This is a genomic window from Allorhizobium sp. NPDC080224 (genome assembly GCF_050281005.1).
In the GTDB taxonomy this organism is placed as follows: domain Bacteria; phylum Pseudomonadota; class Alphaproteobacteria; order Rhizobiales; family Rhizobiaceae; genus Allorhizobium.
Genome location: NZ_JBNNWJ010000008.1, coordinates 1 through 20,106, shown reverse-complemented (window position 1 = coordinate 20,106; position 20,106 = coordinate 1). Strand labels below are relative to the sequence as shown.

Genomic DNA, 20,106 nt, shown 5'->3' with positions numbered 1-20,106 from the left:
GCCCTCAATAGCGCCGCCAGGGCGTCGATGTGGCCCTGTACAAGGATTTGTATGAGACATGCCGGAGGTAAACGCGGCGCATCAGGGGATCGGCTTTCGCCATCATTCGAAGGGCGGCGACGGCGACGAGCCAGAGCGCCACTCCGAAAATCGCTGCATACCAGGTAAGGACGACGAAGATCAGAATGACGGCCGCCAGCCCGCTCAGCAGCACAAGTTCCCGATCCGCGCCCATCAGCAGATTGGGCCGCGACAGTGCGCGATGGATGCGCGAGCGAATGAGAGCGGAGCCGGACTCAGCCATGAGCCCCCTCCCCTTGCCTCTGCGCGAACCCAACCTGCTTTGTCAGACTGTCGCGCATCTGTGGCTCGAGGCTGCTGATCGTCGCACCGGTTGCTCCGAACAGGCCGACGATCTGGGTTGCACCCAGCAGAACGCCGCCGACGAGTGCGATGTAGCAAAGCCGTCTGGCAAAGTCGTTGAGCTCACCGCCGAAGATCAGCATCCCGCCCGCGATCGCGACGGCAGCGAGCGCAATGAAGCCGGCGACAGGACCCGTGATCGATTGCTGGATCTGTTGCAGCGGCGACTCCCAGGGCAGGCCGCCGCCACCCGATGATGCAAGTGCCGGCGGGGCCATGGCGATCAATGCCAGCAGAGCAACCGCGCCGCCGGCCACTGCGTGATGATGCTTACGCTGCATGACTATCCTCATCGATCTGGGCATAGTGTTCAGTCTGGTACGTCGAGCCCTTGAAGCCTTCGACATGGATCACGTCGCGGACACGCCGGCCGCGGCCGGTCCGCTCGATGGAGACGACGAGGTCGACGGCTTCGCCGATCACCTCGCGCATGGGCTGCTGGCTGGCTTCCGCCGTGAGCTGTTCGAGGCGACGCAAGGCGGACATCGCCGTGTTGGAATGCACGGTCGTGACACCGCCGGGGTGGCCGGTGTTCCACGCTTTGAGTAGTGTGAGGGCGGCGCCGTCGCGGACTTCGCCGACAATGATCCTGTCCGGACGCAAACGCATGGTGCTCTTAAGGAGTCGTGCCATGTCGACGCTGTCGCTCGTATGGAGAGAGACCGCGTTTTCGGCCGCGCATTGGATCTCGGCGGTATCCTCCAGGATCACCATACGATCCTCCGGCGCGGTCTCGACGATCTCCGCGATGACGGAGTTCGCGAGCGTCGTCTTGCCGGAACCTGTGCCGCCCGAGATGACGATGTTCATGCGTGACGAGATCGCGCTCCTGATGACCGAGGCCTGCGCTTCGGTCATCACCTTGTTCTTCACATAGTCGTCGAGTGGAATGAGGCGCGACGCGCGACGGCGGATCGTGAAGGTCGGCGCAGAGACCACCGGGGGAAGAAGACCCTCGAACCGGTGGCCGCCGATCGGCAGCTCCCCGGATATGATCGGCTGCTCGTGGTCGGCCTCGGACTGAAGCGAATGGGCGACACTGCCGATGACGACTTCCGCCGCGGCCCGGGTCATTCCTCCGGCCGGAGCTACGCCATGGCCAAGTCGCTCGATGAACAGCCGTCCGTCAGGGTTCAGCATGATCTCGACAACGCTCGCATCGTCGAGGGCGACGCAGAGTTCGTCTCCGAGGGCATCCTGCAGCTTGCGGACCAGGCGGGGATGGGAGCGGAGCTGGGTCACGCCGCACTCCTGATCGAAGCGGTGTCGCTTCGTGTGATCGCCGAATGGTAGCCTGCCGGGCAGACACGCTCGAAGCTCGCGTGGTCAGCCGGAAGGCTTCCGGCTACCGCCATCGTGTTGCCGATCGCGGCAGGTTCGCCGAGCCGCTTCATCGGCCATCCGGCGCGGTTCAGGATGCGTTCGAAGCGAAGGTCTGTGGCGGTGACGATTTCGGTGTAGCCGTTCGCTATCGACCACTCGATGATGCCCGCGAACATCGTGAGCGTCGCCAGATGCAACTGGCCCCCTCCCCTGCCAGCTTCAAGGGAAGTATCGACGCAGAAGCGTGAGCTCTCGACCATCCCTGGGTGCGCATCAAGCGAGCCGTTGGCCAGCAGTCCGGGAAAGGTTTGATCGAGCATGGTCGGACCGGACGCAGGAAGTAGGCGGGCGCAGCCGGCGATCCGGTCGGTCGCGTCGACTGCCAGGACATAGGTCGGACTGACCTCGTCATACTGATCTCGCTCCTCGCCGGCTGAGATCGTCACGTCCCAGCCCAGACGTGATCCAAAGACGGTCGCGCGAAGGCGGCGCATCTGTGTGAGTAAGCTGGAATGCCTCTGGTAGAGGTCGGGAGAGACGGCAAGTATGCGCATGATCCACTCCATGAGAATCGAACTGCGCATACCAAGACCATCACGACTCACGTGTGGCTATGTGCAGATTTGCACCTCAGTGATTCTGCAGAATCAGCATCTATTGCGGCGGAGGAGATCAATGAATGTGTGGATGAGATATGCAGATCTGCATTTCGGGCCCGGCCCGGCTAGCCTCGCCAATGGCGCTAAGATGCTGGTTCATATAGGTAAATATGCGTTATGAGAGTATTTGGTTCAGACGCATTAACCTTTCGTTAACCTTAAACCGCTGGACGCGTGGCTGGAATCATGCGTTATCCTTGACGGCAAAAGGGCATTAGATCGGCCATTGGCCGTCAGGAAGGTCTAGTAGCAACAATGTCGAATCTAGCTAGAGCACAGATCAGTGAGGATCCGGCCGACAAGATCATTCGTCACGCGAGGACCCTGTCAGGCGAATTGCAAGCGCGGCGCGAGCAAATGTATCCACCCAACGCGCAGAAACAGCTTCGGTACTTCCTCACGAATGAAGTCTCCAAGCTCACGAACATTCCAGAGTCGACGCTGCGGACTATGTCAATAGAGGGTAAGGGTCCTGTCCCGGCGCGACTTGAGAACAACCATCGTGCCTACACTTTAGAACAGATCAATGAGCTACGCGAGATATTCGCAGAGGCTCGGCCATCCGACGCCCGCAGATTCTTACCGCGCCGACGGAGTGGCGAGCACTTGCAGGTGTTGGCTGTCGCAAATTTCAAAGGGGGTAGCGCGAAAACAACAACGAGTGCGCACCTTGCGCACTATCTCGCGCTGCACGGCTTCAGGGTTTTAGCCATTGACCTGGATCCGCAAGCATCTCTTTCAGCTATGTTTGGCGCGCAGCCAGAAATGGATGTCGGCGACAATGAGACGATTTATGGAGCGTTGCGGTACGACGGAGACCGTCGGGCGATGCGCGACATCATTCGGCCAACATACTTCTCCGGGATTGATCTAATTCCCGGCAATATTGAGGTTATGGAATACGAGCACGAAACGCCGCGGGCTCTTGCCGATCGACGAATTGGAACCGGCGAAATCTTCTTTGAGCGCCTTCGGCTTGCAATCGCCGAGGTGGAAAACGATTACGATATCGTAGTGCTGGATACCCCCCCTTCCCTCGGCTTCCTCACGCTTGGGGCAATCTATGCGGCCACCGGGCTTATCGTTACCGTGCATCCCGCAATGCTGGACGTGATGTCGATGAGCCAGTTTCTATTGATGATGGGGGACCTGATCGGTGTCATTCGAGATGCCGGCGCAAAGATGCAACAGGACTTCCTTCGCTATCTCGTTACTCGTCACGATCCTAACGACCAGTCACAAGTGCACGTCGTCGGAATGATGCGCAGCCTGTTCGGGGATGACGTACTGACACCGACCGCCGTGGAAAGCAGCGCGGTTGAGACTGCGGGTCTAGCGAAGCGGACGCTCTATGAACTCGAACCGGGGAACATTGGCGCTAACACTGTTAAGCGGGCGCGGGAATCGATTGACGCTGTCAATCAACGAATTGTCGAGCTGATCGAGCGAAGCTGGGGTAGGCCATGAGCAAGCAAACGGGCCGAAAATCGATCCTCGCAAGCTTCGCGTCTTACACGCCACAGCAAAATGAGGCAGAGGCCCCGAACGCCGCAGGCGAGGCGACGACATCGTCGTCGCGTGTTGCAGGGGTGATTGGGGCCACGCAGCGCACGCTTGCAGAGTTGCGGGAAGAGAGAGATGAACTCAAGGCGCTCGTCGCGGCCAGCGGCGAGGTGGAGCTTGATCCGGAAACGGTCGATCCCTCGCCTTTTCCTGACCGCCTAAATGACGACGACGATGCGGAATTCGAAGCGTTCAAGGCGCTTATTGCCTCTGAAGGGCAGGTAATGCCCATCCTGGTGCGGCGGCATCCCGCAGATCCGGCTCGATATCAGGTGAGCTATGGTCACCGGCGACTGCGTGCCGCGCGGGAGCTGGGGCTGAAGGTTAGAGCGAAGATCGAAAGTCTCGACGACCGTCAACTCGTTATTGCCCAAGGCATAGAGAATTCTGCGCGCCAAGACCTTAGCTGGGCAGAGAAGGCACTATTCGTCACTGGAATGGACTCCGCTGGTGTAAAGGCACGCGATATCCGGGCGGCTCTGGCGGTTGATGATCCCGAACTGGCGAGGTTCAGATCGGTTTGCCGAGCCGTGCCGGAAGATGTGATGAGGGCAATCGGGCGAGCACCGAAAGCTGGGCGTACACGCTGGACCGCATTGGCAAAATCCTGCTCGGATGGAGATGCTATCGCCCGAGTTCGAGAAACCTTGGCAGCTGCCAAGGTTTCAAAATCCGATGATCGGTTTGTTCTGGCATTGAACGCCGCTGCTGCAAAGACGCGCAGAAAGGCGGAAACGGTGACGGTCGCAGATGATAGCGGCCGCAAGCTTGGAATAGCCAGCTTCAAGCCGACGGAAGTAAAGATAACATTCAATCCGTCCGTTGCGCCCGGGTTTGCCGACTTCATGCAGAGCGAATTGCCTGCGCTGGTGGAGCGGTACAAAACGACACGAGATTCATAAACCTTGGCAGCTGCCAAGGTTTAATGCGTTGCCGATCCGCCCGATCGGTGTGGAAAGAGGAGCGGAAGCGAAGAAAGGTAAAAAGAAAGGCCCCCGAGCGGCGAACCATCCGAGAGCCTTGTTCCTTGTAGCAAAGAGACAATAGCCCTCTCTGATTCGGCTGTCAAATCCGAACATCGTTGACTGCGGTGCATTTCGTTTTGCCCCTCGCTCAAAGGCGAAGGTATGAGAGAGACTATTGTAGCGACGCCCTTTGGGCGGCGGCCGATGACGCTTAGCCAGATTTCTAGGCAGATGGCAGCGAAAGCGATCAAGCCGGACACCGCGGCCCACAAATGGCACGTGTTCAAGGATATCCGAGAGGCGCGGGAACTTATTGGCGCTACAGATCGTGGGCTGGCGATCCTCAACGCGCTGCTCACCTTCCATCCGGAAACAACCCTTGCAGGCGACGCTGAGCTTGTCGTCTGGCCGTCGAACGAGCAGCTTATGGCGCGGGCGAACGGCATGCCGGCAACGACGCTACGCCGACATCTCGCAGTGCTGGTCGACTGCGGTCTTATCATCCGCCGCGACAGCCCCAACGGGAAGCGCTTCGCCCGCAAGGGTAGGAGCGGAGAGATTGAGCAGGCTTATGGCTTCGACCTCTCCCCGATCGTCGCCCGCGCGGAAGAGTTTAAGGATCTGGCTGAGGCTGTTCGGGACGAGAAGAAGGCTTTCCGGGTCGCCAAGGAGCAATTGACTCTCCTGCGTCGGGATATTGTCAAGCTTATCGACGTTGGCATTGAGGAGCGTGTTCCCGGCAACTGGGGCAGGGTGCAGCAGAGCTATCAGGCTATCGTCGGCCGCCTTCCGCGGTCTGCACCCAGACAGACCGTCGAGGAGGTTTGCATGGACCTCCATGGGTTATGCTCGGAAATTCGAGACGTATTGGAATCTTTTGCAAAAACACAGAATCTGGACGCCAATGAGTCCCATTTCGGACGTCACATACAGAATTCAAATCCAGACTCTATATCTGAATCTGAATACAGCTTTGGAAAAGAAGATGAAGCGGGCGGCAACGCTGCCGAAACCGACAACGTGCGGAGCCTGCCGAGGCGGGATCTACCATTGGGGATCGTGCTGGATGCCTGCCCGGAAATCCGCGAGCTGGCGCAAGGAGGGGTAATCCGGCACTGGCGCGACTTGCTGGCCGCGGCGGAGGTCGCCCGGCCGATGCTGGGGATCAGCCCGAGCGCCTGGCGGGAAGCTTGCGAGGTCATCGGCGAGCAGCATGCCGCGATTACGCTGGCCGGGATCTACCAGAGGGCCGGCCAGATCAACAACGCCGGTGGCTATTTGCGCAGCCTGACAGACCGCGCCAGAGATGGGAAGTTCTCGACCTGGCCGATGGTCATGGCCTTGCTTCGGGCTAAGCTTGATGCGCAGAAGGCGGCGGACACCCTGGATAGGGGCCGATCGAATGATGCGGCCGAAGCCGGAGATCGGCTGCAGGTGTCGGATTCGCTGTTGAAGAGCCTGCAGAGGCCGAAATCGCGATGAAGGCCGTGCGGCTATCCGGTGCTGGAAATCAGTCCCGATCGGCGGGCACGGTCGATCAGGTTCTTCACGGAAGAGGGCGACCATTTCGAGCCACCGCGCGGGGTTCGCTCGTGCAACCTTTCGAGCTGCCCCGCGATTTCGCGCAGCGTCAGGTCCGGGTTCGACGAATGAATGCCGGCGACCAGCGTCATCAACCGATCCTCGGGCAGACGGGGAGGGGACTTGCGAAGCAGAGCCGGATCGGCCATGCGCTGCGCGACCATCCACTTCACGGCGCGACGAAGGCGTTCCGGCGTCCAGTCGAGGCCGCGCTGCTTGAGCACTCGGGCGATGTCGTCCCAGGTATGATCCGGTCGCATGCGCCGAACCGTTGGAAGCCATTGGTTGGCGGAAGCCTGGATGCGATCGCCGTAAGCCGCTTTCTGCACCGCGGTCATTTTGGCCAGCGCCTCGGGGCGCTTTTCCCGGATGCCGGGGTTGCCGGGCAGCCGGCCCTTCGCTTTTGCGGCCTTGATGCCTGCCTTGGTTCGCTCGGAGATCAGCGCGCGTTCGAGCTGCGCCACGGCGCCGAGCACCTGGAGCGAAAACATTCCCTGCGGCGTGGCCGTATCGATCGGATCGCGCAGCGAACGAAAATGCGCATTCTTCGCCGTCAGATCCTCGATTACTTCGAGCAGATGGCTGACGGAGCGCGCGAGACGGTCGAGCCGCACGACCACGAGCGTGTCGCCGGCGCTGATCTCTCGTAGCAGCTTGGCAAGGGCAGGACGCGCCCGCGATGCGCCGGAACCGTGCTCTTGGACGATGACGTCACAGCCGGCCGAGCGGAGCTCGATCTCCTGAGCCTCTGTCGCCTGCTCTTCAGTGGAGACTCGTGCGTAGCCGATAAGCTGGCCCCTCACCTGTTTCATGCCGGTCTCGTTTGAAGATCGAGCAGACCCGATATGACGACGTGAGCGACATTTCGCGAAAACGTGTCAATGAAATCGAAAAATGGCGACATATTCCCCTCGGCGCGTGCTCTGTAGGATAGGCAGGCCTGAGCTTCCGTTGAACCAGCTTCGCAAAGCTCTCTAAGCCGGAATATCTGGTCGTTCAGGACACGAGCCGCGCTGCTTGTCCTTGTTCCGTCAACAGTTCGACGGCCTGCTTATCAAACGAGACAAACGTTTCGCCGCCCAGCCAATTGCCCTCATAGGCCATGATACCATCCGCAAAATCACCGCCGGCTTCGAGGATGGCAAGCCCGGCTTCAACCGCAGGACGGTTCATGACGACATTGCCTGCATCCAGCAAGTCGCGAATTGTTACGGCTACATCTGCTTTTGGCAGCTTGGCGCCGCGGCGCAGTATCCAAACGAGTTCGCATAGGCAGGGCAAGGAAACCGCGATCAGTGATGCCTCTTTCAGCAGTTTGCTGGCAGTCTCCGCTTGCTTTGCATCGTCCTGCAAAACGGCGCGAACCAGGACATTCGTATCGACGGAGATTTTCATTCGTCTCCCGCCCAACCAGAAGCGGCAATCTCGTTCATTTCTTCGATCGTCAGCGGCTTTTTGACCTTACCAGCATGCCGGCCGATGAAATTATCAATGGTCCCGGTTGGCCGGGCCGCCTTTACCCGAAGCTCACCCCCCGGGAGCTTGTCGAAGTCGATCCGTTCTCCGGGCTTGATGCCCAGATGCTGCAGGAGATCCCGCTTCAGCGTGACCTGCCCTTTCATTGTTACGGCTAGTGACGTCATTGGAAGTTCCTTACGTTGAGATTGCTCCACATTGTAATTGAAATGTTCATTACCATCAAGCTGAATCGGGATGGTTTTCCAATTATAGAAGATACGGATAACTGATCGGTTGTGTACGTCTCTAGGGCACCATCAGAGCGTCTGGGCGGCAATCCCCTGCAAGGCGCGCTCTTGTTTGTGACAGTTTCATGACGGATAGTCTGCGTCCCGAAGAAGGAGATCGATATGGGTGAAAAGCGCAGGAAGGTGTACGAGGCACTGCTCGAGGGCGCGACGCAAGGGCACTCCGACAGGAATCTCTATGATTTCGTCCAGCAGCGCTGCCCTAAAACCTCCAGCAAGAAGATCGTGCGCGCTTCGCTTCTCGCACTGACCGATCCCGATCTCAAGGATGGGAACATTCTCAGCACGATTTACGCATTGGCGATCAAGCATCGCCTCGATCAGGTGCGCAGCGATGAGATCGATCGTGAAGACGACGACGATCCGACGGAACTGGCACCCTCTATGTCGGACAACCGCAGCCAGGTGAAATCAAAGCCCGCCGAAGACTTGTCGGTATGAGCGCCACGGTCGCTATTGTTTATGACGGTTTGATGACGGACCATGCGGTCCCTTACGTCTGCCGGGAAGGCTGAGGACATCATGCAGGAAACGGAACTGAAGCTCGAGCTTTCACGTTCAGGCGCGGCGGCGCTGCTGAAGAAGAATCCGTTCGAATCCCCGCCGACGATCCTGCAACAGAAGTCGATCTATTTCGACACCCCCAAATGGGACCTCTTCAAGCGCGGTGTGTCGCTTCGCATCCGGCAGTCCGGAAACGAGCGGATACAGACCGTCAAAACCGGCGATGGGAACGCAGCCGGCGCGTTTGCACGCGAGGAATGGGAACAACCCGTCACCGGCGATGGACCGGTTCTTGACGATCCGCAAATCCGAGCTCTGCTCGCCGGGGCGGGCCCCGACCTCGCGCCGATGTTCGCGGTACACGTCAAGCGCCATCGCTGGAACGTGACGGAAGGCGATGCCACGGTCGAAGTCGTCGTGGATTTTGGAAATGTAGTTGCAGCCGATCGCGAGGCGCCGCTGTGCGAGGTCGAGTTCGAAAGCAAGGCGGGCTCGCCAGCGGCGCTCTTTGCGCTCGCCCGCGAAGTCGACCGGACGACCCCCGTCCATCTCGGCGTGCTGAGCAAAGCGGAACGGGGCTATCGCCTGCTCGGACCGGCATCCGGTGCAGTCAAGTCAAGCACGACGCCGCTGACGCCGGACATGACTGCGGCGGCGGCATTCGAGCGCATCGCCGCGGCGTGTCTCAGGCAATTTCGCCTCAACGAAATCGCGCTTGGCTGGTCCCGCGACGCGGAGGTCCTGCACCAGGCCCGCGTTGCGCTTCGACGACTGCGGGCGCTCTTCTCGATCAGCAAGCCTTTGTTCCAGGACAGCCGCTTCGACCATCTGCGCGAGGAGTTGCGCTGGCTCGCCGGCGAGACCGGCGATGCGCGCGATATCGACGTGATGATCGACCGGGCGAGGGGGGAGGAACTCTCGGACCGTCTGCAGGGGCCCCGCGACGCCGCCTACGGAGCGCTCGAATCGGCGCTTTCGTCCGCCCGCGCCCGTTCCCTGATGATCGATGCTGCGGAATGGATCTCCACTGAAGGCTGGCAAAGTGACCGATCCGGTGAAGCACTGTGGGAAGCCCCCGCGAAGGAGTTCGCCTCCACTGTGTTCGACGAGCTCTGGAAGAAAGTGGCAAAAGGCGGCCGCAACCTCATCGACGCCGACGACGAGACCCGCCATAAAGTGCGCATAGCCGCCAAGAAACTACGCTATGCCGCAGAGTTCTTCGCACCGCTTTACACCGGTAAGACCGAAGCGAAACGCCATCGACGTTTCGTCACAGCGATGGAGAGCCTTCAGGACCAACTTGGCAGCCTGAACGATCTCGCCACCACGCCCGATATGCTGGCGGCGCTTGGACTTTCCGACGTGGCAGGTGCGGCGGACCTCTTCCGTGCGGACGACAAGGAAAAGCTTCTGCACGACGCGGCGGAAGCGCACGACACGTTTGTCGACACGAAGCGCTTCTGGCGTTGAGGCGCTGCGGCCCATCGGACATCTGTCTCGCGCAGCAGGGGAGGGCCTTCAAAGCCCGGATGCTTTGGTGAGGTTGACGCGGAAGCGATCGCGCAGGCGCTGATATTTGCGGGTCGCGGCGCTGGCGTGACCGAGCCGCTTCTGCACGTAGCGTTCGTGCAACCTTTCAAACTGGGTCGCGATTTCCCACAGCGTCAGGTCTGTGGTTCGACGAGTGGATGCCGGCGACCAACGTCATCAATCGATCGGTTGCTGACGTCTCCCGAGCAAACGCCACCACTATGGGGTCAGAACAAGATTTGTTCCCCCAGACACGCCGCCTTTATCAACCAAAGACAGTGAAATTCTTGAAACCCAGTACCTTTCATGCGATTCTTTGGCCAGTGTTAAGGAGGCTATTATGCCCGAACCGATACTGGCTGCACTTTCCACCATTCGAACCGTCGACGATATGACTGCTGCTTTTCGAGACGAGGCGCACTGCCGCCGTTTGCTGGAAAGAATGGTCTGGCCAGGTGGCAGGGTATGTCCTGCCTGCGGCTACAAGCGTTCGACCGCCATAGCGGGCCGTGACATGGGAAAATGCCGGGCGCGACCAGGTCTTTACCAGTGCTCCAGCGGTGATTGCCGGTTTCAGTTTACGGTGACGACCCACACGCCATTGCATGCCACGAAGCTTCCTTTGCGCACGTGGCTGAAAGCGATGTGGCTGTTGCTGCAGTCGGACAAGGGCTTGTCTTCGGTTCGATTGGCCGAAGCACTCGGGGTGAGCCAACCCACGGCCTGGCGGATCGGTCACGCGTTGCGCCTCATGGTAGCGCGCGAGCACATGCTCGACGGTACGATCGAAGTCGATCACTTCTATCTGGGTGGTCGACCTGACCGCCACGCTGACGATCAACCGCCCGGACGAGGCCGCAAGGGGCAGGTAAAAACGCAGAAAACACCGGCCCTGGCAATTGTGCAGAGGCCCGCGGACCTCACGCCCGGCTCCCCGGCAGGCGATGCCCGCGCCGTCGTTGTTGCGGGCCTTTCCTTGAAAGCCGCCGTGGGCGTTATGGCCCCGCAAGTCGAGCTTCGAGCGCATCTGATGAGCGATGAAGCCAAGGCATTTGTTGCCATAGGCGAAAGCTTCGCAGCGCATGAGACGGTCAATCATTCAAACGGTGAATATGTTCGCGATGCCGTCCACGTCAATTCCGCCGAAGGGTTCAATGCCCGTGTTCGCCGAACCATCGCAGGCGTTTTCCATCATATCAGCCCGCAACTCGCCGATCTGTATTTCCATGAAATCGGCTTCCGCTGGTCTCAGCGTGTCGTGACTGGTCAGGCCTTACGGAAAAGCCGGAGCGGTAAGGAGAGTATGAAAGTCCTGTGGTCACGCGTGCCGCCCGCACTCCAGTTATTGCAAGTCTTCCGAACTGCAACAGGCCGTCAGATGCGACGAAGCCAGGATGGCGGTATTACCATTAAATCCGCAGTTGCTGTCTTTGGTTGATAAAGGCGACGTGTCTGGCGGAACAAATCTTGTTCCGCCCCCACTATTGTCCTGAGAGGAGACGTGGACTATATATCCCAAAGTATCTATATCAATCAGGATATGAAATGACGGAATGGAAGGTCGAATTTCATGACCGCTTCAAAGGCGAGATCACAGACCTTCCAGCCGATGTTCGGGTCGAGTTACTCGCGCATTTGGTGCTGCTTCGCGAGAAGGGCTTTCGGCTGGGACGACCTGAGGTCGACACGCTCGAAGGCTCCAAACACGCGAACATGAAAGAGCTTCGCGTCAAGGTCTTGAAGGTGCAATGGCGGTTCGCCTTTGCCTTCGATCCGGAGCGAAAGGCTGTGGTTCTCTGCGGTGGTGCGAAGAGCGGTGTGAGCCAGAAGCTCTTCTACAAACGGCTGATCGATCTGGCGGACAAACGGTACGACGAGCATTTGAGTGAGTTGGAGAAGAGACATGGATGATCTCGATAAGCTGATACAGACGCTGCCTGAGGATGAACAGCGCGCCGTTGCGAAGCGTGCCGACGAACTCGTCACGGCGCACAATCTGCGGGAATTGCGGGCACTTGCGGGACGGACGCAGGAAGACGTGTCTGCCGGTACCGGTTTCAAGCAGACCAACGTCTCAAGACTGGAGAAGCGCGCCGACATGAAGCTGTCGACGCTTCGCGATTATGTCGAGTCCCTCGGCGGGACATTGAAAATCGTCGCGGATGTCGCGGGCAAGAAGGTCGATCTTTCGAGCATAGCAGAGCGCTCCCGCCACGGTTCCAAGGCCTGAGCGAGCCACCGGTAGGGGAGGGTGTGCTTACAGCCCGGCCGCCTTCGTTAGGTTGACCCTGAACCGGTCGCGCCGGCGCTGGTATTTTCGGGTCATTTCAGCGGAGGCATGGCCGAGCTGCTTCTGCACGTAACGCTCATCGACCTCGGCCGACGAGGCGAGTCCGGCCCGCAGCGAGTGCCCGGCAAACTTTTGGCCCCTCTCGCTTTCGGAAAGGTCGCCGCGTACACCCGCCGCCAGCGCTGTCTTCTTGACGAGGCGCGCCACTTCCTGATTGTTGAGCCGGTCCGGCCCGACATTCTTGCCCTGGCCGGTGACGCGGCGGAAGAGGGGACCTTTGGCGAGCTTGGCGAACTTGATCCAGGTTTCCAGCGCCGCAACAGGGCACGTGGTCTCCGACGAGCCACGGCCGATCTCCACCTCGCGCCAGCCGGTCTTGCCACGCAATGTGAGCAGCGCCCCCTTGTCCAAAATTTCGACCCAGCCCGAAGAATCTTCCGTCTGGTCGCGGCCGAGATCGAGGCCGGTGATTTCGGAGCGGCGTAGGCCGCCGGCAAAGCCAACCAGCAGCATCGCCCGGTCGCGCAGACCGCGCAGGGAGCCCCGGTCGAGCGTTTCCAGCATGGCGATCAGGTCTTCCGGCAGGATGGCTTCCTTTTGCCGCGGCGGGGCGGCATGCTTGTTGCGGATGCCGGCCATCACCGTGGCAATGGCGCGGTCTTTTCGATCGAGCCGCATGCCACGCTGGGCGGCGTTCCAGCCGATGGCGGCGAGGCGCCGTTCGATTGTCGACACGGTGTTGGGTTTCATGCCGCGCTCGGCGGTCCCCGACGCGCAGGCGGTGATATAGAGGCCGACGACTTGCGGTTCCGGGGGGAGGGGAGACAGGTTTTGCCGCCGGCACCAGGCGGTAAAATGCTTCCAGTCGGAGGCATAGGCACGACGGGTGTTGGCGGATGAGGCGGCCTCGACATAGGTGCGGGCGCGGTCGGTGAGATCTTGCAGATGCGCCGGCGGGCCGGCATTTGCTTCCGGAAGAGGGGAGGGGACCTTGGCCGACACCTCGGCCGCGGAAACATCGGCGGAAACCGCCGTGCTGTCAGACGGTGCTGAGTGTTCCTGAGGGTGATTTTCGCTGTTTTCGTCGATGATTTGGGCCATTTCTCTATATTGAGCAAAACGAACGATAATGCAAACTTATCAGTCATTATTTTACGCAGACAAGCCGTGCGGTTACAATTGAAATATATGGCATAAACTGCACGATCCATTTAAGCTGGCGGCATGGATTCGCTCGCCAGCCTCGCTGTTTCGACCGCCTTGCCACCAGCCCAGTTGCCGGGCTGGGCCCTTCCGCGCGGCCGTGAGCCGACCGAGGCAGACGCCGCCTTTGCTGCCGGTACCGCTTTGAAATCGCTCGATGATCTCGTCCGGTCTCAGCCCGCCTGGACCGGCTGCTGGCGCTCCCGCCAGGCGCTGAAATGCGCCGCTGTCGCCGTCCGCCTGATCGGCCGGAACGAGGACGAGGGCGCGCTGCGCGACGCCGTTCTGCTGACGGCAGCCGGTGACGATCCTGGCCCGGCCGGCAGGGTGTTTTTGACCTACAAAAGGTTGGCCGCCCGAAAACCCGGCTTTTCCACCAAGGCCGTGGCCGAACTGGCCGATTTTCTGGGGCTGGCCTGGGACGACCGGCTCGCCGCCGCCGTCGGCCATGCCGACGCCGCCCTGCAGTCCGGCCGGCCGGCGCCGTTTGCAGCGGCGGAGCTGGTGACGGCGATTGTTGCCGATCGCCCGGATGCGGAGGTGCTGGCCTGGGCGCTCGCCGACATGCTGATCGCCGGGATGCTGAAATGGGACCGGCCCGTGCCGCTCATGATGGCGGAGCGTTACGGCCCGGCCTTCCGGACGCTCGGGGGCAGGGGGCGCGTGCGTCCCGGCGAGCCGGCTTTTCCGCGCGCCGTCTGCCTCGTCCTGGTCGACGGTGCCAGCGCAACGATACGCTCCGCATCGGAAATCGCCCGCCGGGCCGACCAGCTTCTCGCAGTCGCGCCGAAGCTCCGCACCAAGGGCGCCGGCGCCGTCATCTCGCGACTTCTCGAGGAGGATGCGGTGCCTGCCACAGCCCCTGGCAGCAATCTGTCGCGCTGGGCCGCGACCCGGCTGTTCGAACGGCTGGAAGGGTTTGGCGCCGCGCGCGAGCTGTCCGGACGATCGTCGTTTCGGATTTACGGGCTGTGACGATGACCGGAACGAGCCCAGCGAAGTCCAAACGAAGAACGCAACCAAGTGTGGGAGACGAGCGTCTCTTCGATCGGGAGCTGGAGGACCTGCCGCCCGAGCTGCGCTGGCGCGAATGGATGCTGCGCGTCGAGGCGGTGATTTTTGCCTCCGCCGAGCCGGTGACGCGCGAGACGCTGGCGCGGGTCGTGGGCCGGGACTGCAGCATCGACCTGCTGATCGACGATCTCCAGGAGGAACTGCGCGACCGGCCCTACGAACTGGTGTCGGTCGCCGGCGGCTGGCAGCATCGAACCCGCGTCCGTTTTGCCGAGACCATCCGCGCCTCGACCGCGCCGACGCGCGGAGGGGCTGCGGCGCTGTCCGAGTTCGAGGCGGTGGTGCTGATGGCGGTGGGATATTTCCAGCCGGTGACGCGCGGTGAACTGTCAAGGATCTTCGGCAAGGAGGTTAGCCGCGACACGATTGGTGCCCTGCGTGGCGCGGGATTTATTTCGTCGGGACCACGCAGCCCAACTCCCGGTGCGCCGTACACCTATGTCACGACGAAGCACTTCCTCTCCGCCTTCGCAATGGAAACGCTACGCGATCTCCCCGACATTGAAGCGCTCGAGGACGCCGGATTGCTCAGTCGGCCGGCCGTTCAGAATGAGCCGCTTTCGCCCGAGGCGGACGTTGATGGGGAGTAAGGTTGCCGCCTGATGTGTGCAGGGTATTTCGGTCGTCGTGCTCTGTTTGGATCTTACTGGCTCAGTTCAGCGTGGCGATGTTGCGGCGCAGCAGGTCGGAAAACTTCTTCAACCCGCTTTGCTGAAGCGCGTCGACGAAGGCTTCAACCAATGGCGTTGTTTTGCGCAGATTGAGCCGCGCATGTTTGACACTGGAGATCAGCGCATCGGGAAAGGCCGCATGGAGATCGGTCAGGAAATCATCCGGCGACTGGCTGATTACGCCGTAGGGGAGGAGGTCTGGTGCTGGGAAATCCTTCAGGTTCCAGGTGACGATGACAGAGGCTTTCCCGGCGATGGCGGCGGCGAGCACGTGCCGATCGTCCGGGTCAGGTAGTTCGAGCCCTGCGACCAACGGGCGATAGTTCGTCACGTCCGCCTCCGGCAGGACGGCCTTCATCCTGTCCCGCGTGGCAATCAGACGCTGTATTGGTAAGGCAGGCGTGTTGGCGGCCAGATTGCGCATCCACTCGTCATGGATGTCATCAGTCCAGCGCGCCTCGACGAGACCGTCAAAGGCGCACTGGATCAGGACGTTGCGCAGATGAAAGGGATAGAGGACGCAGGCATCATAGACCGCGACGGGCGGCTTAGAGGCCATGGGTCTCGATCAGGTCCTCTGTGTCCTCAGTAAGCGCTTCCATCGCCGCCTGGCGGGCGTCGAGCCTGGATTTCAATGCGAGCACGTCTTTCAGGAGGGCGCGGCGGTGTTTACCCACGTAGCGAAATGGCAGATCACCCCGGTCCATGCGTAGGACGACGAGGGGACGGGAGATGCCGAGAATCGCCGACGCCTCGGTCGGACTCAGTTCCTGGTCTTCGGCCAACACGGCGACGCGCTCGCCGCGCAGCATATGCGCCAAAAGCGCTTCCACTGCCGCGGCAGCCGAAGGCGGTATCGAGAGTGTCTGTTCCTTGCCACCTGCATGACGAACATGAAGCTCCAGCCTGTCGCCCGCGACCAGTTTCGGCAAGGGCGAAGCTTTCTTCCGATCTCGATCCGACAATCCGGCGAAATGAACGATCTGGCTGGTCATGGCGATATCTCCTTGATCGCCAATATAGTGTGTTGGGTCTATATCTGCAATAACTGAAAATCTGAGAACGATGCTGTGCAGGCGGCGACGCGGTTGCCAGATAGGCACGGGCACCTGCTGCCCGCTGCGCTGTGACCCACTTCAGCCGATGGCCTCAATCAGTTCGCTGGTGTCAAAACTCAAAAGAAATTGGGCATATGATGACGTGAAGAGATCGGAGACATAGTCTGCGATTTCGACATCCACCATGTCTGAATCATCTTCGCCGCGCCTCACCGCATACTTGCGCGATTTCGTCGTCGCGAACAGAAACAGCGTGTGGAAATAGATCGTGCTCACATATCGCCGCTCGGCGAGCTCGATCGCATCGGCAGACCGGTTGCCGCTTTTGAAATCACGCAGAATGCCGCTGTCTAGGTTAATGTAGATTCGCGAGAGCTTGTCTTCCTCGACAAAGGGATGAACGACGACGTCGAAATCCATCTCCAGACCGGTCAAGGCCAGCTCGTCCCAGGATTTGGTATTGTTGGCGCCGTCTCGAGAGCAGAGAACGAGATCAGGAATTCCGAGCGGCGGGGCTGGTTCAGGCTGCGGCTCGACAGTTTTACGTTCAGGGTCGGTCAACTGGACCAGCACCGTTTCGACAAGATCGCCTACGGGGCTGGATAAACTTGCGCGAATCTCGATCGTGTCCCCGACATTCATTTGGCTCGACGCCTTCAATCCGATCTTGATCGTGCCATCCGCAGGGTTTGACCGGCGAAGATCCAGGAGATCGCCCTGCTGCGACGGCGCGGCCAGCGGGCCACCCGTACCAGCACTCTGGCCTTGCTGCAGAACCGAGAGCTTGAGGTCGCCGGGATCGTCACTTCGATCGAAATATTCGTTCTCGACATCCGCCGCGAAGGAGATCGTCCGCGTCCCGCCCATCGGCAGCCTGAAGAGCTTGATATCTCCCTGCTTGCCATCACCGCCCCTGACCTGGAATGTCGAAGGATAGCGCTTGGGATCGAAGGGGGTGGTCTCCCGCGGTTCGCGCTTCGGCCGCTCCTCGTCGTGGCGCTCCTTCTTCGGCGCCTCGCCTGGCTTTTGCACCGACAACTGGAAGGTCTGTTGGAGGATCTTCGTCAACGCGTCGTTCATCGGCAGGTTGCGGGTCAGATCGCGCAGCATCTGACCCGCATCTTCACTGCCGACCATCAGGCTCGCCTTTCGCCGCTTGGCAATGTCCTTCAACTCGCCGGTCGACAAAAGCTCCCGCAAATGACGTCTCAACGCTTCAGCCGTCTCGCTGGCTTTCAAGCGATCGCGCGATGCCATAAAGAGTTCGTTGCGTACTTCCAGATGCAGGTTGGTGCAATCGACGTGAATGAGAAGATAATCCTTGAGAAGCGGCATCTTCAGACTGCGGGTGACGAACTCGGATGTATAATGCCCCTGCACCTGACCGTTCAGTGAAAAGAGAACGGTCATGTTGTTCTTGAAATACTCGCGCTGGATATATTGTTTGGTTTCTTTGACCGTCTCCCGCGACAACGCCTTGAAGACATAGGTGGTAACGTTCATCTCGCCGAATTCGGCCGTCGACGAAATCTCGGAGAATTTGGCCTCGATGGTCTCCTTGTCGGCCTCCAGACGCCGCTTCAAGCCGTAGACCGCTGTTATCGGCGCGCGGTTGTCGGGGTAGCGCTCATTGTTGTCGACCGTCAGAAACGGCAGGGCGGGCTCGAAAAGATATTCGTTCAGGCTGACGTTCAGGTCACGCGAGATGATCGACCGCGCACCTTCCGGCAGTCGATACGAGTATAGCAGGCTGCGACAGCTGCGGTGTGTGTCCTGCCGATAAGCTCACGATGTGAGCCGAGATTTTCTGCGCCATCGCTTTCTGTAGGCGGGTGCAAAGGCGGCTGAGTAATGAGCGGTGCTCTGGTTCGCTTCCTATCAAGGCGATGAAACAGATGGAAACTGGGAATTTTTGTGCTCAGCTGCGCGCGAATTCCAGAAGCGGGGCGATGTTATGATCGTCCGCAGCGCGTAATGCGGCGACGTAGCGTGCTCGCAATTCGCCAACGTTGGCCAGACTGCCACCGCCCCAGGTAAAAGGAGCACCGCCAAGCCGCTCGATCAGGAGGTCGGCCGCGAGACGTGCGTGGCGCCCGTTCCCGTTTGGAAACGGGTGGATGGCGACGAGGCGATGATGGAATCTGATTGCTATCTCATCCGGCGGAAAGGTCTTGTGTTCAATCCAATAACGGATGTCGCTCAATAAGCTCGCGAGCTCCATTCCAATACGATAAGCCTGAACGCCGATGTTGCGCTCCGTCGCCCGAAGCGTGCCGGCCCATTGCCAGACGTCACCGAACATCCGCTTGTGCAGGGTCCGCATGAAGTCTTCGCTGAGCATCCGTTCGAGCGGCAAGCGCCGCCGGCCACGCGCCCAGGCCGCACCCTCGACGATGTTTTCCTCTTCCGCCTCGTTGAGGTCGTGGCGGTGAGTGATCCAGGTCTGGAGCAAGCCCTCTCGTTCCTGCGGCTCAAGCGGCGTCGCGTCTTCAGGTTCCTGGAAAAGATCTGTCATGCTTCGTTCCAGAGATCGCGCTCAGCGAGCCTGTCGCGGATGTATGCCTGGACACGAGATTCGAAATCCGCATTGTCCGTGCCCTGGGCTTCCAAACGCATCGTGTGCGCGACGCGCTGGAGTTCGCGTATTGCAATCTTGCGCGCCCGCGCCTCGACAACGGCTTGAAGCGAACTGTTTGGGACGAGGGCATAGACGAGCGTGCAATCTAGTGCCTCGGCGGCGCGGCGCAGGGTATTGAGTTGGATCGTTCCGGCTGCTTCCGACTTTTCGATTGATTCAACGGTTTGAGGCCGGACTCCAATGCGCGTGCCGAGCTGCGCACCTGTCATACCGAGAGCATCGCGTAGCGCTCGTATCCATCCCTTCGGGGGTGCCCTAAACCGATCAATTGGTTGGAGCGCCTGAAGTCTTTCGTCAAGCCGTCCCCGTGCTCTTTTGCGAGTGTCACTTTTCATTTTTCAGCCTGCAAACTGATCTTACATTAGATGTATCAGCTTAGGGACTGATCCTCAACCGCTTTCTATCAGCCTGTAGGCTGCACATGCTTGTTGCGACAGCAGGCTGTAGTCTGATTTCTATCCATAAGTATCAGTCCTTAGCCTGATCCGTGATCTCGAGAAAGCCAGTGGGACGCTCCACGATTGTGGCCCCAGCGCGCATTTTTGTTTTGTTCCCGTTGAACACCCGATGGGGTGTGGCGGAAAGAAGCAGGGGCGAAGCTGCAGCCGTGGCGCAGGCGAAGACCTGTGCCGGAACACCTGTCGGCCCGCCGAAGCAGACCAATCCCGCTCTTTATCGATGGCGTCCTGGACCAGGTCCGGATCTCCGTCGATCAACCCGTTGAGGGTCCGCTAGCCAGCTGCGGCCGCCGGGCTTCGCCTCAGCGGTGATCGCGACCGTCCCCGGTCCTTCGAGGAGCCATCGAGCGGGATCGGCCCGCTCCGGACGGAGGTTTCTCACATGGCACAGGATCTTGCA

At 60.3% G+C, this 20,106-nt stretch carries 23 protein-coding genes; 10 read left to right on the top strand and 13 right to left on the bottom strand.

Translation table 11 applies throughout. The annotated features are described in order from the left end of the window. Positions 1 to 4: 4 nt before the first annotated feature. From ACQKP1_RS24150 to ACQKP1_RS24135, 4 genes are read right to left on the bottom strand one after another with little or no spacing between them, the layout of a single operon-like run. A complete protein-coding gene (locus tag ACQKP1_RS24150) occupies positions 5 to 304 on the bottom strand; it encodes a conjugal transfer protein TrbD (RefSeq protein WP_147180892.1) in 300 nt (99 codons plus the stop codon). After that, positions 297 to 704 (bottom strand): conjugal transfer pilin TrbC, encoded by a 408-nt coding sequence (trbC, locus tag ACQKP1_RS24145; RefSeq protein ID WP_147180893.1) that lies wholly within the window; start codon positions 702 to 704, stop codon positions 297 to 299. Before trbC ends, ACQKP1_RS24150 begins: the two co-directional genes overlap by 8 nt. Further along, positions 694 to 1,665: a P-type conjugative transfer ATPase TrbB gene (gene trbB, locus ACQKP1_RS24140; RefSeq protein ID WP_147180894.1), complete on the bottom strand. Its 972-nt coding sequence runs from the start codon at positions 1,663 to 1,665 to the stop codon at positions 694 to 696. Before trbB ends, trbC begins: the two co-directional genes overlap by 11 nt. Continuing rightward, positions 1,662 to 2,300 (bottom strand): acyl-homoserine-lactone synthase, encoded by a 639-nt coding sequence (locus tag ACQKP1_RS24135; protein WP_147180895.1) that lies wholly within the window; start codon positions 2,298 to 2,300, stop codon positions 1,662 to 1,664. The genes trbB and ACQKP1_RS24135 overlap by 4 nt, the downstream gene beginning before the upstream one ends. A 360-nt stretch (positions 2,301 to 2,660) precedes the next feature. On the opposite strand from ACQKP1_RS24135, the gene repA reads away from it, so the two are divergent. The 3 genes from repA to repC all read left to right on the top strand — a co-directional run bounded on the left by repA (position 2,661) and on the right by repC (position 6,415). After that, positions 2,661 to 3,872, top strand: a complete 1,212-nt coding sequence (gene repA / locus ACQKP1_RS24130; RefSeq protein ID WP_147180896.1) for a plasmid partitioning protein RepA — start codon at positions 2,661 to 2,663, stop codon at positions 3,870 to 3,872. Beyond that, positions 3,869 to 4,870, top strand: coding sequence for a plasmid partitioning protein RepB (gene repB / locus ACQKP1_RS24125; protein WP_147180897.1), 1,002 nt, complete (start codon positions 3,869 to 3,871; stop codon positions 4,868 to 4,870). The genes repA and repB overlap by 4 nt, the downstream gene beginning before the upstream one ends. Before the next feature lie 225 nt (positions 4,871 to 5,095). Then, positions 5,096 to 6,415: a plasmid replication protein RepC gene (repC, locus tag ACQKP1_RS24120; protein WP_147180898.1), complete on the top strand. Its 1,320-nt coding sequence runs from the start codon at positions 5,096 to 5,098 to the stop codon at positions 6,413 to 6,415. An 11-nt stretch (positions 6,416 to 6,426) separates the two neighbouring features. Here repC and ACQKP1_RS24115 read toward each other — a convergent pair whose 3' ends face one another. From ACQKP1_RS24115 to ACQKP1_RS24105, 3 genes are all read right to left on the bottom strand, one after another. Continuing rightward, positions 6,427 to 7,326, bottom strand: a complete 900-nt coding sequence (locus ACQKP1_RS24115) for a recombinase family protein (protein ID WP_147180899.1) — start codon at positions 7,324 to 7,326, stop codon at positions 6,427 to 6,429. Between the two features lie 184 nt (positions 7,327 to 7,510). Beyond that, entirely contained in the window at positions 7,511 to 7,909 is a 399-nt protein-coding gene (locus ACQKP1_RS24110) for a type II toxin-antitoxin system VapC family toxin (protein WP_147180900.1), read from the bottom strand. Then, on the bottom strand, positions 7,906 to 8,157 hold the full coding sequence (locus ACQKP1_RS24105) for an AbrB/MazE/SpoVT family DNA-binding domain-containing protein (protein WP_147180901.1): 252 nt from the start codon (positions 8,155 to 8,157) through the stop codon (positions 7,906 to 7,908). Before ACQKP1_RS24105 ends, ACQKP1_RS24110 begins: the two co-directional genes overlap by 4 nt. Positions 8,158 to 8,382: 225 nt before the next feature. Between ACQKP1_RS24105 and ACQKP1_RS24100 the strand changes: the two genes are divergently transcribed. The 5 genes from ACQKP1_RS24100 to ACQKP1_RS24080 all read left to right on the top strand — a co-directional run bounded on the left by ACQKP1_RS24100 (position 8,383) and on the right by ACQKP1_RS24080 (position 12,544). Further along, positions 8,383 to 8,721 carry a hypothetical protein gene (locus ACQKP1_RS24100; protein ID WP_427277323.1) on the top strand — a complete coding sequence of 113 codons (339 nt, stop codon included), beginning with the start codon at positions 8,383 to 8,385 and terminating at the stop codon, positions 8,719 to 8,721. A gap of 42 nt (positions 8,722 to 8,763) precedes the next feature. Then, complete coding sequence (locus ACQKP1_RS24095) at positions 8,764 to 10,254, top strand: CHAD domain-containing protein (RefSeq protein ID WP_427277322.1); 1,491 nt, start codon at positions 8,764 to 8,766, stop codon at positions 10,252 to 10,254. A gap of 400 nt (positions 10,255 to 10,654) precedes the next feature. Then, complete coding sequence (locus tag ACQKP1_RS24090; RefSeq protein ID WP_427277321.1) at positions 10,655 to 11,752, top strand: IS1595 family transposase; 1,098 nt, start codon at positions 10,655 to 10,657, stop codon at positions 11,750 to 11,752. Positions 11,753 to 11,859: 107 nt separating this feature from the next. Then, complete coding sequence (locus tag ACQKP1_RS24085) at positions 11,860 to 12,225, top strand: type II toxin-antitoxin system RelE/ParE family toxin (RefSeq protein WP_427277320.1); 366 nt, start codon at positions 11,860 to 11,862, stop codon at positions 12,223 to 12,225. Next, positions 12,218 to 12,544: a helix-turn-helix domain-containing protein gene (locus tag ACQKP1_RS24080; protein ID WP_085421390.1), complete on the top strand. Its 327-nt coding sequence runs from the start codon at positions 12,218 to 12,220 to the stop codon at positions 12,542 to 12,544. The genes ACQKP1_RS24085 and ACQKP1_RS24080 overlap by 8 nt, the downstream gene beginning before the upstream one ends. Before the next feature lie 27 nt (positions 12,545 to 12,571). Here ACQKP1_RS24080 and ACQKP1_RS24075 read toward each other — a convergent pair whose 3' ends face one another. Continuing rightward, positions 12,572 to 13,705 (bottom strand): site-specific integrase, encoded by a 1,134-nt coding sequence (locus ACQKP1_RS24075; protein WP_427277319.1) that lies wholly within the window; start codon positions 13,703 to 13,705, stop codon positions 12,572 to 12,574. A 123-nt stretch (positions 13,706 to 13,828) separates the two neighbouring features. Between ACQKP1_RS24075 and ACQKP1_RS24070 the strand changes: the two genes are divergently transcribed. Together ACQKP1_RS24070 and scpB are read left to right on the top strand one after the other, a co-directional pair. Then, a complete protein-coding gene (locus ACQKP1_RS24070; protein WP_427277318.1) occupies positions 13,829 to 14,782 on the top strand; it encodes a DUF1403 family protein in 954 nt (317 codons plus the stop codon). Between the two features lie 2 nt (positions 14,783 to 14,784). After that, on the top strand, positions 14,785 to 15,471 hold the full coding sequence (gene scpB / locus ACQKP1_RS24065; RefSeq protein WP_427277317.1) for an SMC-Scp complex subunit ScpB: 687 nt from the start codon (positions 14,785 to 14,787) through the stop codon (positions 15,469 to 15,471). A gap of 61 nt (positions 15,472 to 15,532) precedes the next feature. Here the strand turns inward: scpB and ACQKP1_RS24060 are convergent, their stop codons facing one another. The 5 genes from ACQKP1_RS24060 to ACQKP1_RS24040 form a co-directional block, all read right to left on the bottom strand. Next, positions 15,533 to 16,111 carry a PIN domain-containing protein gene (locus ACQKP1_RS24060; protein ID WP_427277316.1) on the bottom strand — a complete coding sequence of 193 codons (579 nt, stop codon included), beginning with the start codon at positions 16,109 to 16,111 and terminating at the stop codon, positions 15,533 to 15,535. Beyond that, complete coding sequence (locus ACQKP1_RS24055; protein ID WP_427277315.1) at positions 16,101 to 16,547, bottom strand: DNA-binding protein; 447 nt, start codon at positions 16,545 to 16,547, stop codon at positions 16,101 to 16,103. The genes ACQKP1_RS24060 and ACQKP1_RS24055 overlap by 11 nt, the downstream gene beginning before the upstream one ends. A 141-nt stretch (positions 16,548 to 16,688) precedes the next feature. Next, the gene (locus ACQKP1_RS24050) at positions 16,689 to 18,194 is read right to left on the bottom strand and encodes a hypothetical protein (RefSeq protein ID WP_427277314.1); all 1,506 of its coding nucleotides are present in this window, start codon (positions 18,192 to 18,194) and stop codon (positions 16,689 to 16,691) included. Between the two features lie 334 nt (positions 18,195 to 18,528). After that, entirely contained in the window at positions 18,529 to 19,125 is a 597-nt protein-coding gene (locus ACQKP1_RS24045; protein ID WP_427277313.1) for a mobile mystery protein B, read from the bottom strand. Beyond that, positions 19,122 to 19,583 (bottom strand): mobile mystery protein A, encoded by a 462-nt coding sequence (locus tag ACQKP1_RS24040; protein WP_427277312.1) that lies wholly within the window; start codon positions 19,581 to 19,583, stop codon positions 19,122 to 19,124. Before ACQKP1_RS24040 ends, ACQKP1_RS24045 begins: the two co-directional genes overlap by 4 nt. Positions 19,584 to 20,106: the final 523 nt, after the last annotated feature.

Bases quoted from the DNA above. Each gene is read 5' to 3' on its own strand.
- ACQKP1_RS24080 (WP_085421390.1), top strand. From the start codon at position 12,218: ATGGATGATCTCGATAAGCTGATACAGACGCTGCCTGAGGATGAACAG.
- ACQKP1_RS24070 (WP_427277318.1), top strand. From the start codon at position 13,829: ATGGATTCGCTCGCCAGCCTCGCTGTTTCGACCGCCTTGCCACCAGCC.
- repA (WP_147180896.1), top strand. From the start codon at position 2,661: ATGTCGAATCTAGCTAGAGCACAGATCAGTGAGGATCCGGCCGACAAG.
- ACQKP1_RS24075 (WP_427277319.1), bottom strand. From the start codon at position 13,705: ATGGCCCAAATCATCGACGAAAACAGCGAAAATCACCCTCAGGAACAC.
- ACQKP1_RS24045 (WP_427277313.1), bottom strand. From the start codon at position 19,125: ATGACAGATCTTTTCCAGGAACCTGAAGACGCGACGCCGCTTGAGCCG.
- repB (WP_147180897.1), top strand. From the start codon at position 3,869: ATGAGCAAGCAAACGGGCCGAAAATCGATCCTCGCAAGCTTCGCGTCT.
- scpB (WP_427277317.1), top strand. From the start codon at position 14,785: ATGACCGGAACGAGCCCAGCGAAGTCCAAACGAAGAACGCAACCAAGT.
- ACQKP1_RS24090 (WP_427277321.1), top strand. From the start codon at position 10,655: ATGCCCGAACCGATACTGGCTGCACTTTCCACCATTCGAACCGTCGAC.
- ACQKP1_RS24055 (WP_427277315.1), bottom strand. From the start codon at position 16,547: ATGACCAGCCAGATCGTTCATTTCGCCGGATTGTCGGATCGAGATCGG.
- ACQKP1_RS24095 (WP_427277322.1), top strand. From the start codon at position 8,764: ATGCGGTCCCTTACGTCTGCCGGGAAGGCTGAGGACATCATGCAGGAA.
- ACQKP1_RS24110 (WP_147180900.1), bottom strand. From the start codon at position 7,909: ATGAAAATCTCCGTCGATACGAATGTCCTGGTTCGCGCCGTTTTGCAG.
- trbC (WP_147180893.1), bottom strand. From the start codon at position 704: ATGCAGCGTAAGCATCATCACGCAGTGGCCGGCGGCGCGGTTGCTCTG.
- ACQKP1_RS24150 (WP_147180892.1), bottom strand. From the start codon at position 304: ATGGCTGAGTCCGGCTCCGCTCTCATTCGCTCGCGCATCCATCGCGCA.
- ACQKP1_RS24135 (WP_147180895.1), bottom strand. From the start codon at position 2,300: ATGCGCATACTTGCCGTCTCTCCCGACCTCTACCAGAGGCATTCCAGC.
- ACQKP1_RS24060 (WP_427277316.1), bottom strand. From the start codon at position 16,111: ATGGCCTCTAAGCCGCCCGTCGCGGTCTATGATGCCTGCGTCCTCTAT.
- ACQKP1_RS24115 (WP_147180899.1), bottom strand. From the start codon at position 7,326: ATGAAACAGGTGAGGGGCCAGCTTATCGGCTACGCACGAGTCTCCACT.
- ACQKP1_RS24040 (WP_427277312.1), bottom strand. From the start codon at position 19,583: ATGAAAAGTGACACTCGCAAAAGAGCACGGGGACGGCTTGACGAAAGA.
- ACQKP1_RS24085 (WP_427277320.1), top strand. From the start codon at position 11,860: ATGACGGAATGGAAGGTCGAATTTCATGACCGCTTCAAAGGCGAGATC.
- repC (WP_147180898.1), top strand. From the start codon at position 5,096: ATGAGAGAGACTATTGTAGCGACGCCCTTTGGGCGGCGGCCGATGACG.
- ACQKP1_RS24105 (WP_147180901.1), bottom strand. From the start codon at position 8,157: ATGACGTCACTAGCCGTAACAATGAAAGGGCAGGTCACGCTGAAGCGG.
- ACQKP1_RS24100 (WP_427277323.1), top strand. From the start codon at position 8,383: ATGGGTGAAAAGCGCAGGAAGGTGTACGAGGCACTGCTCGAGGGCGCG.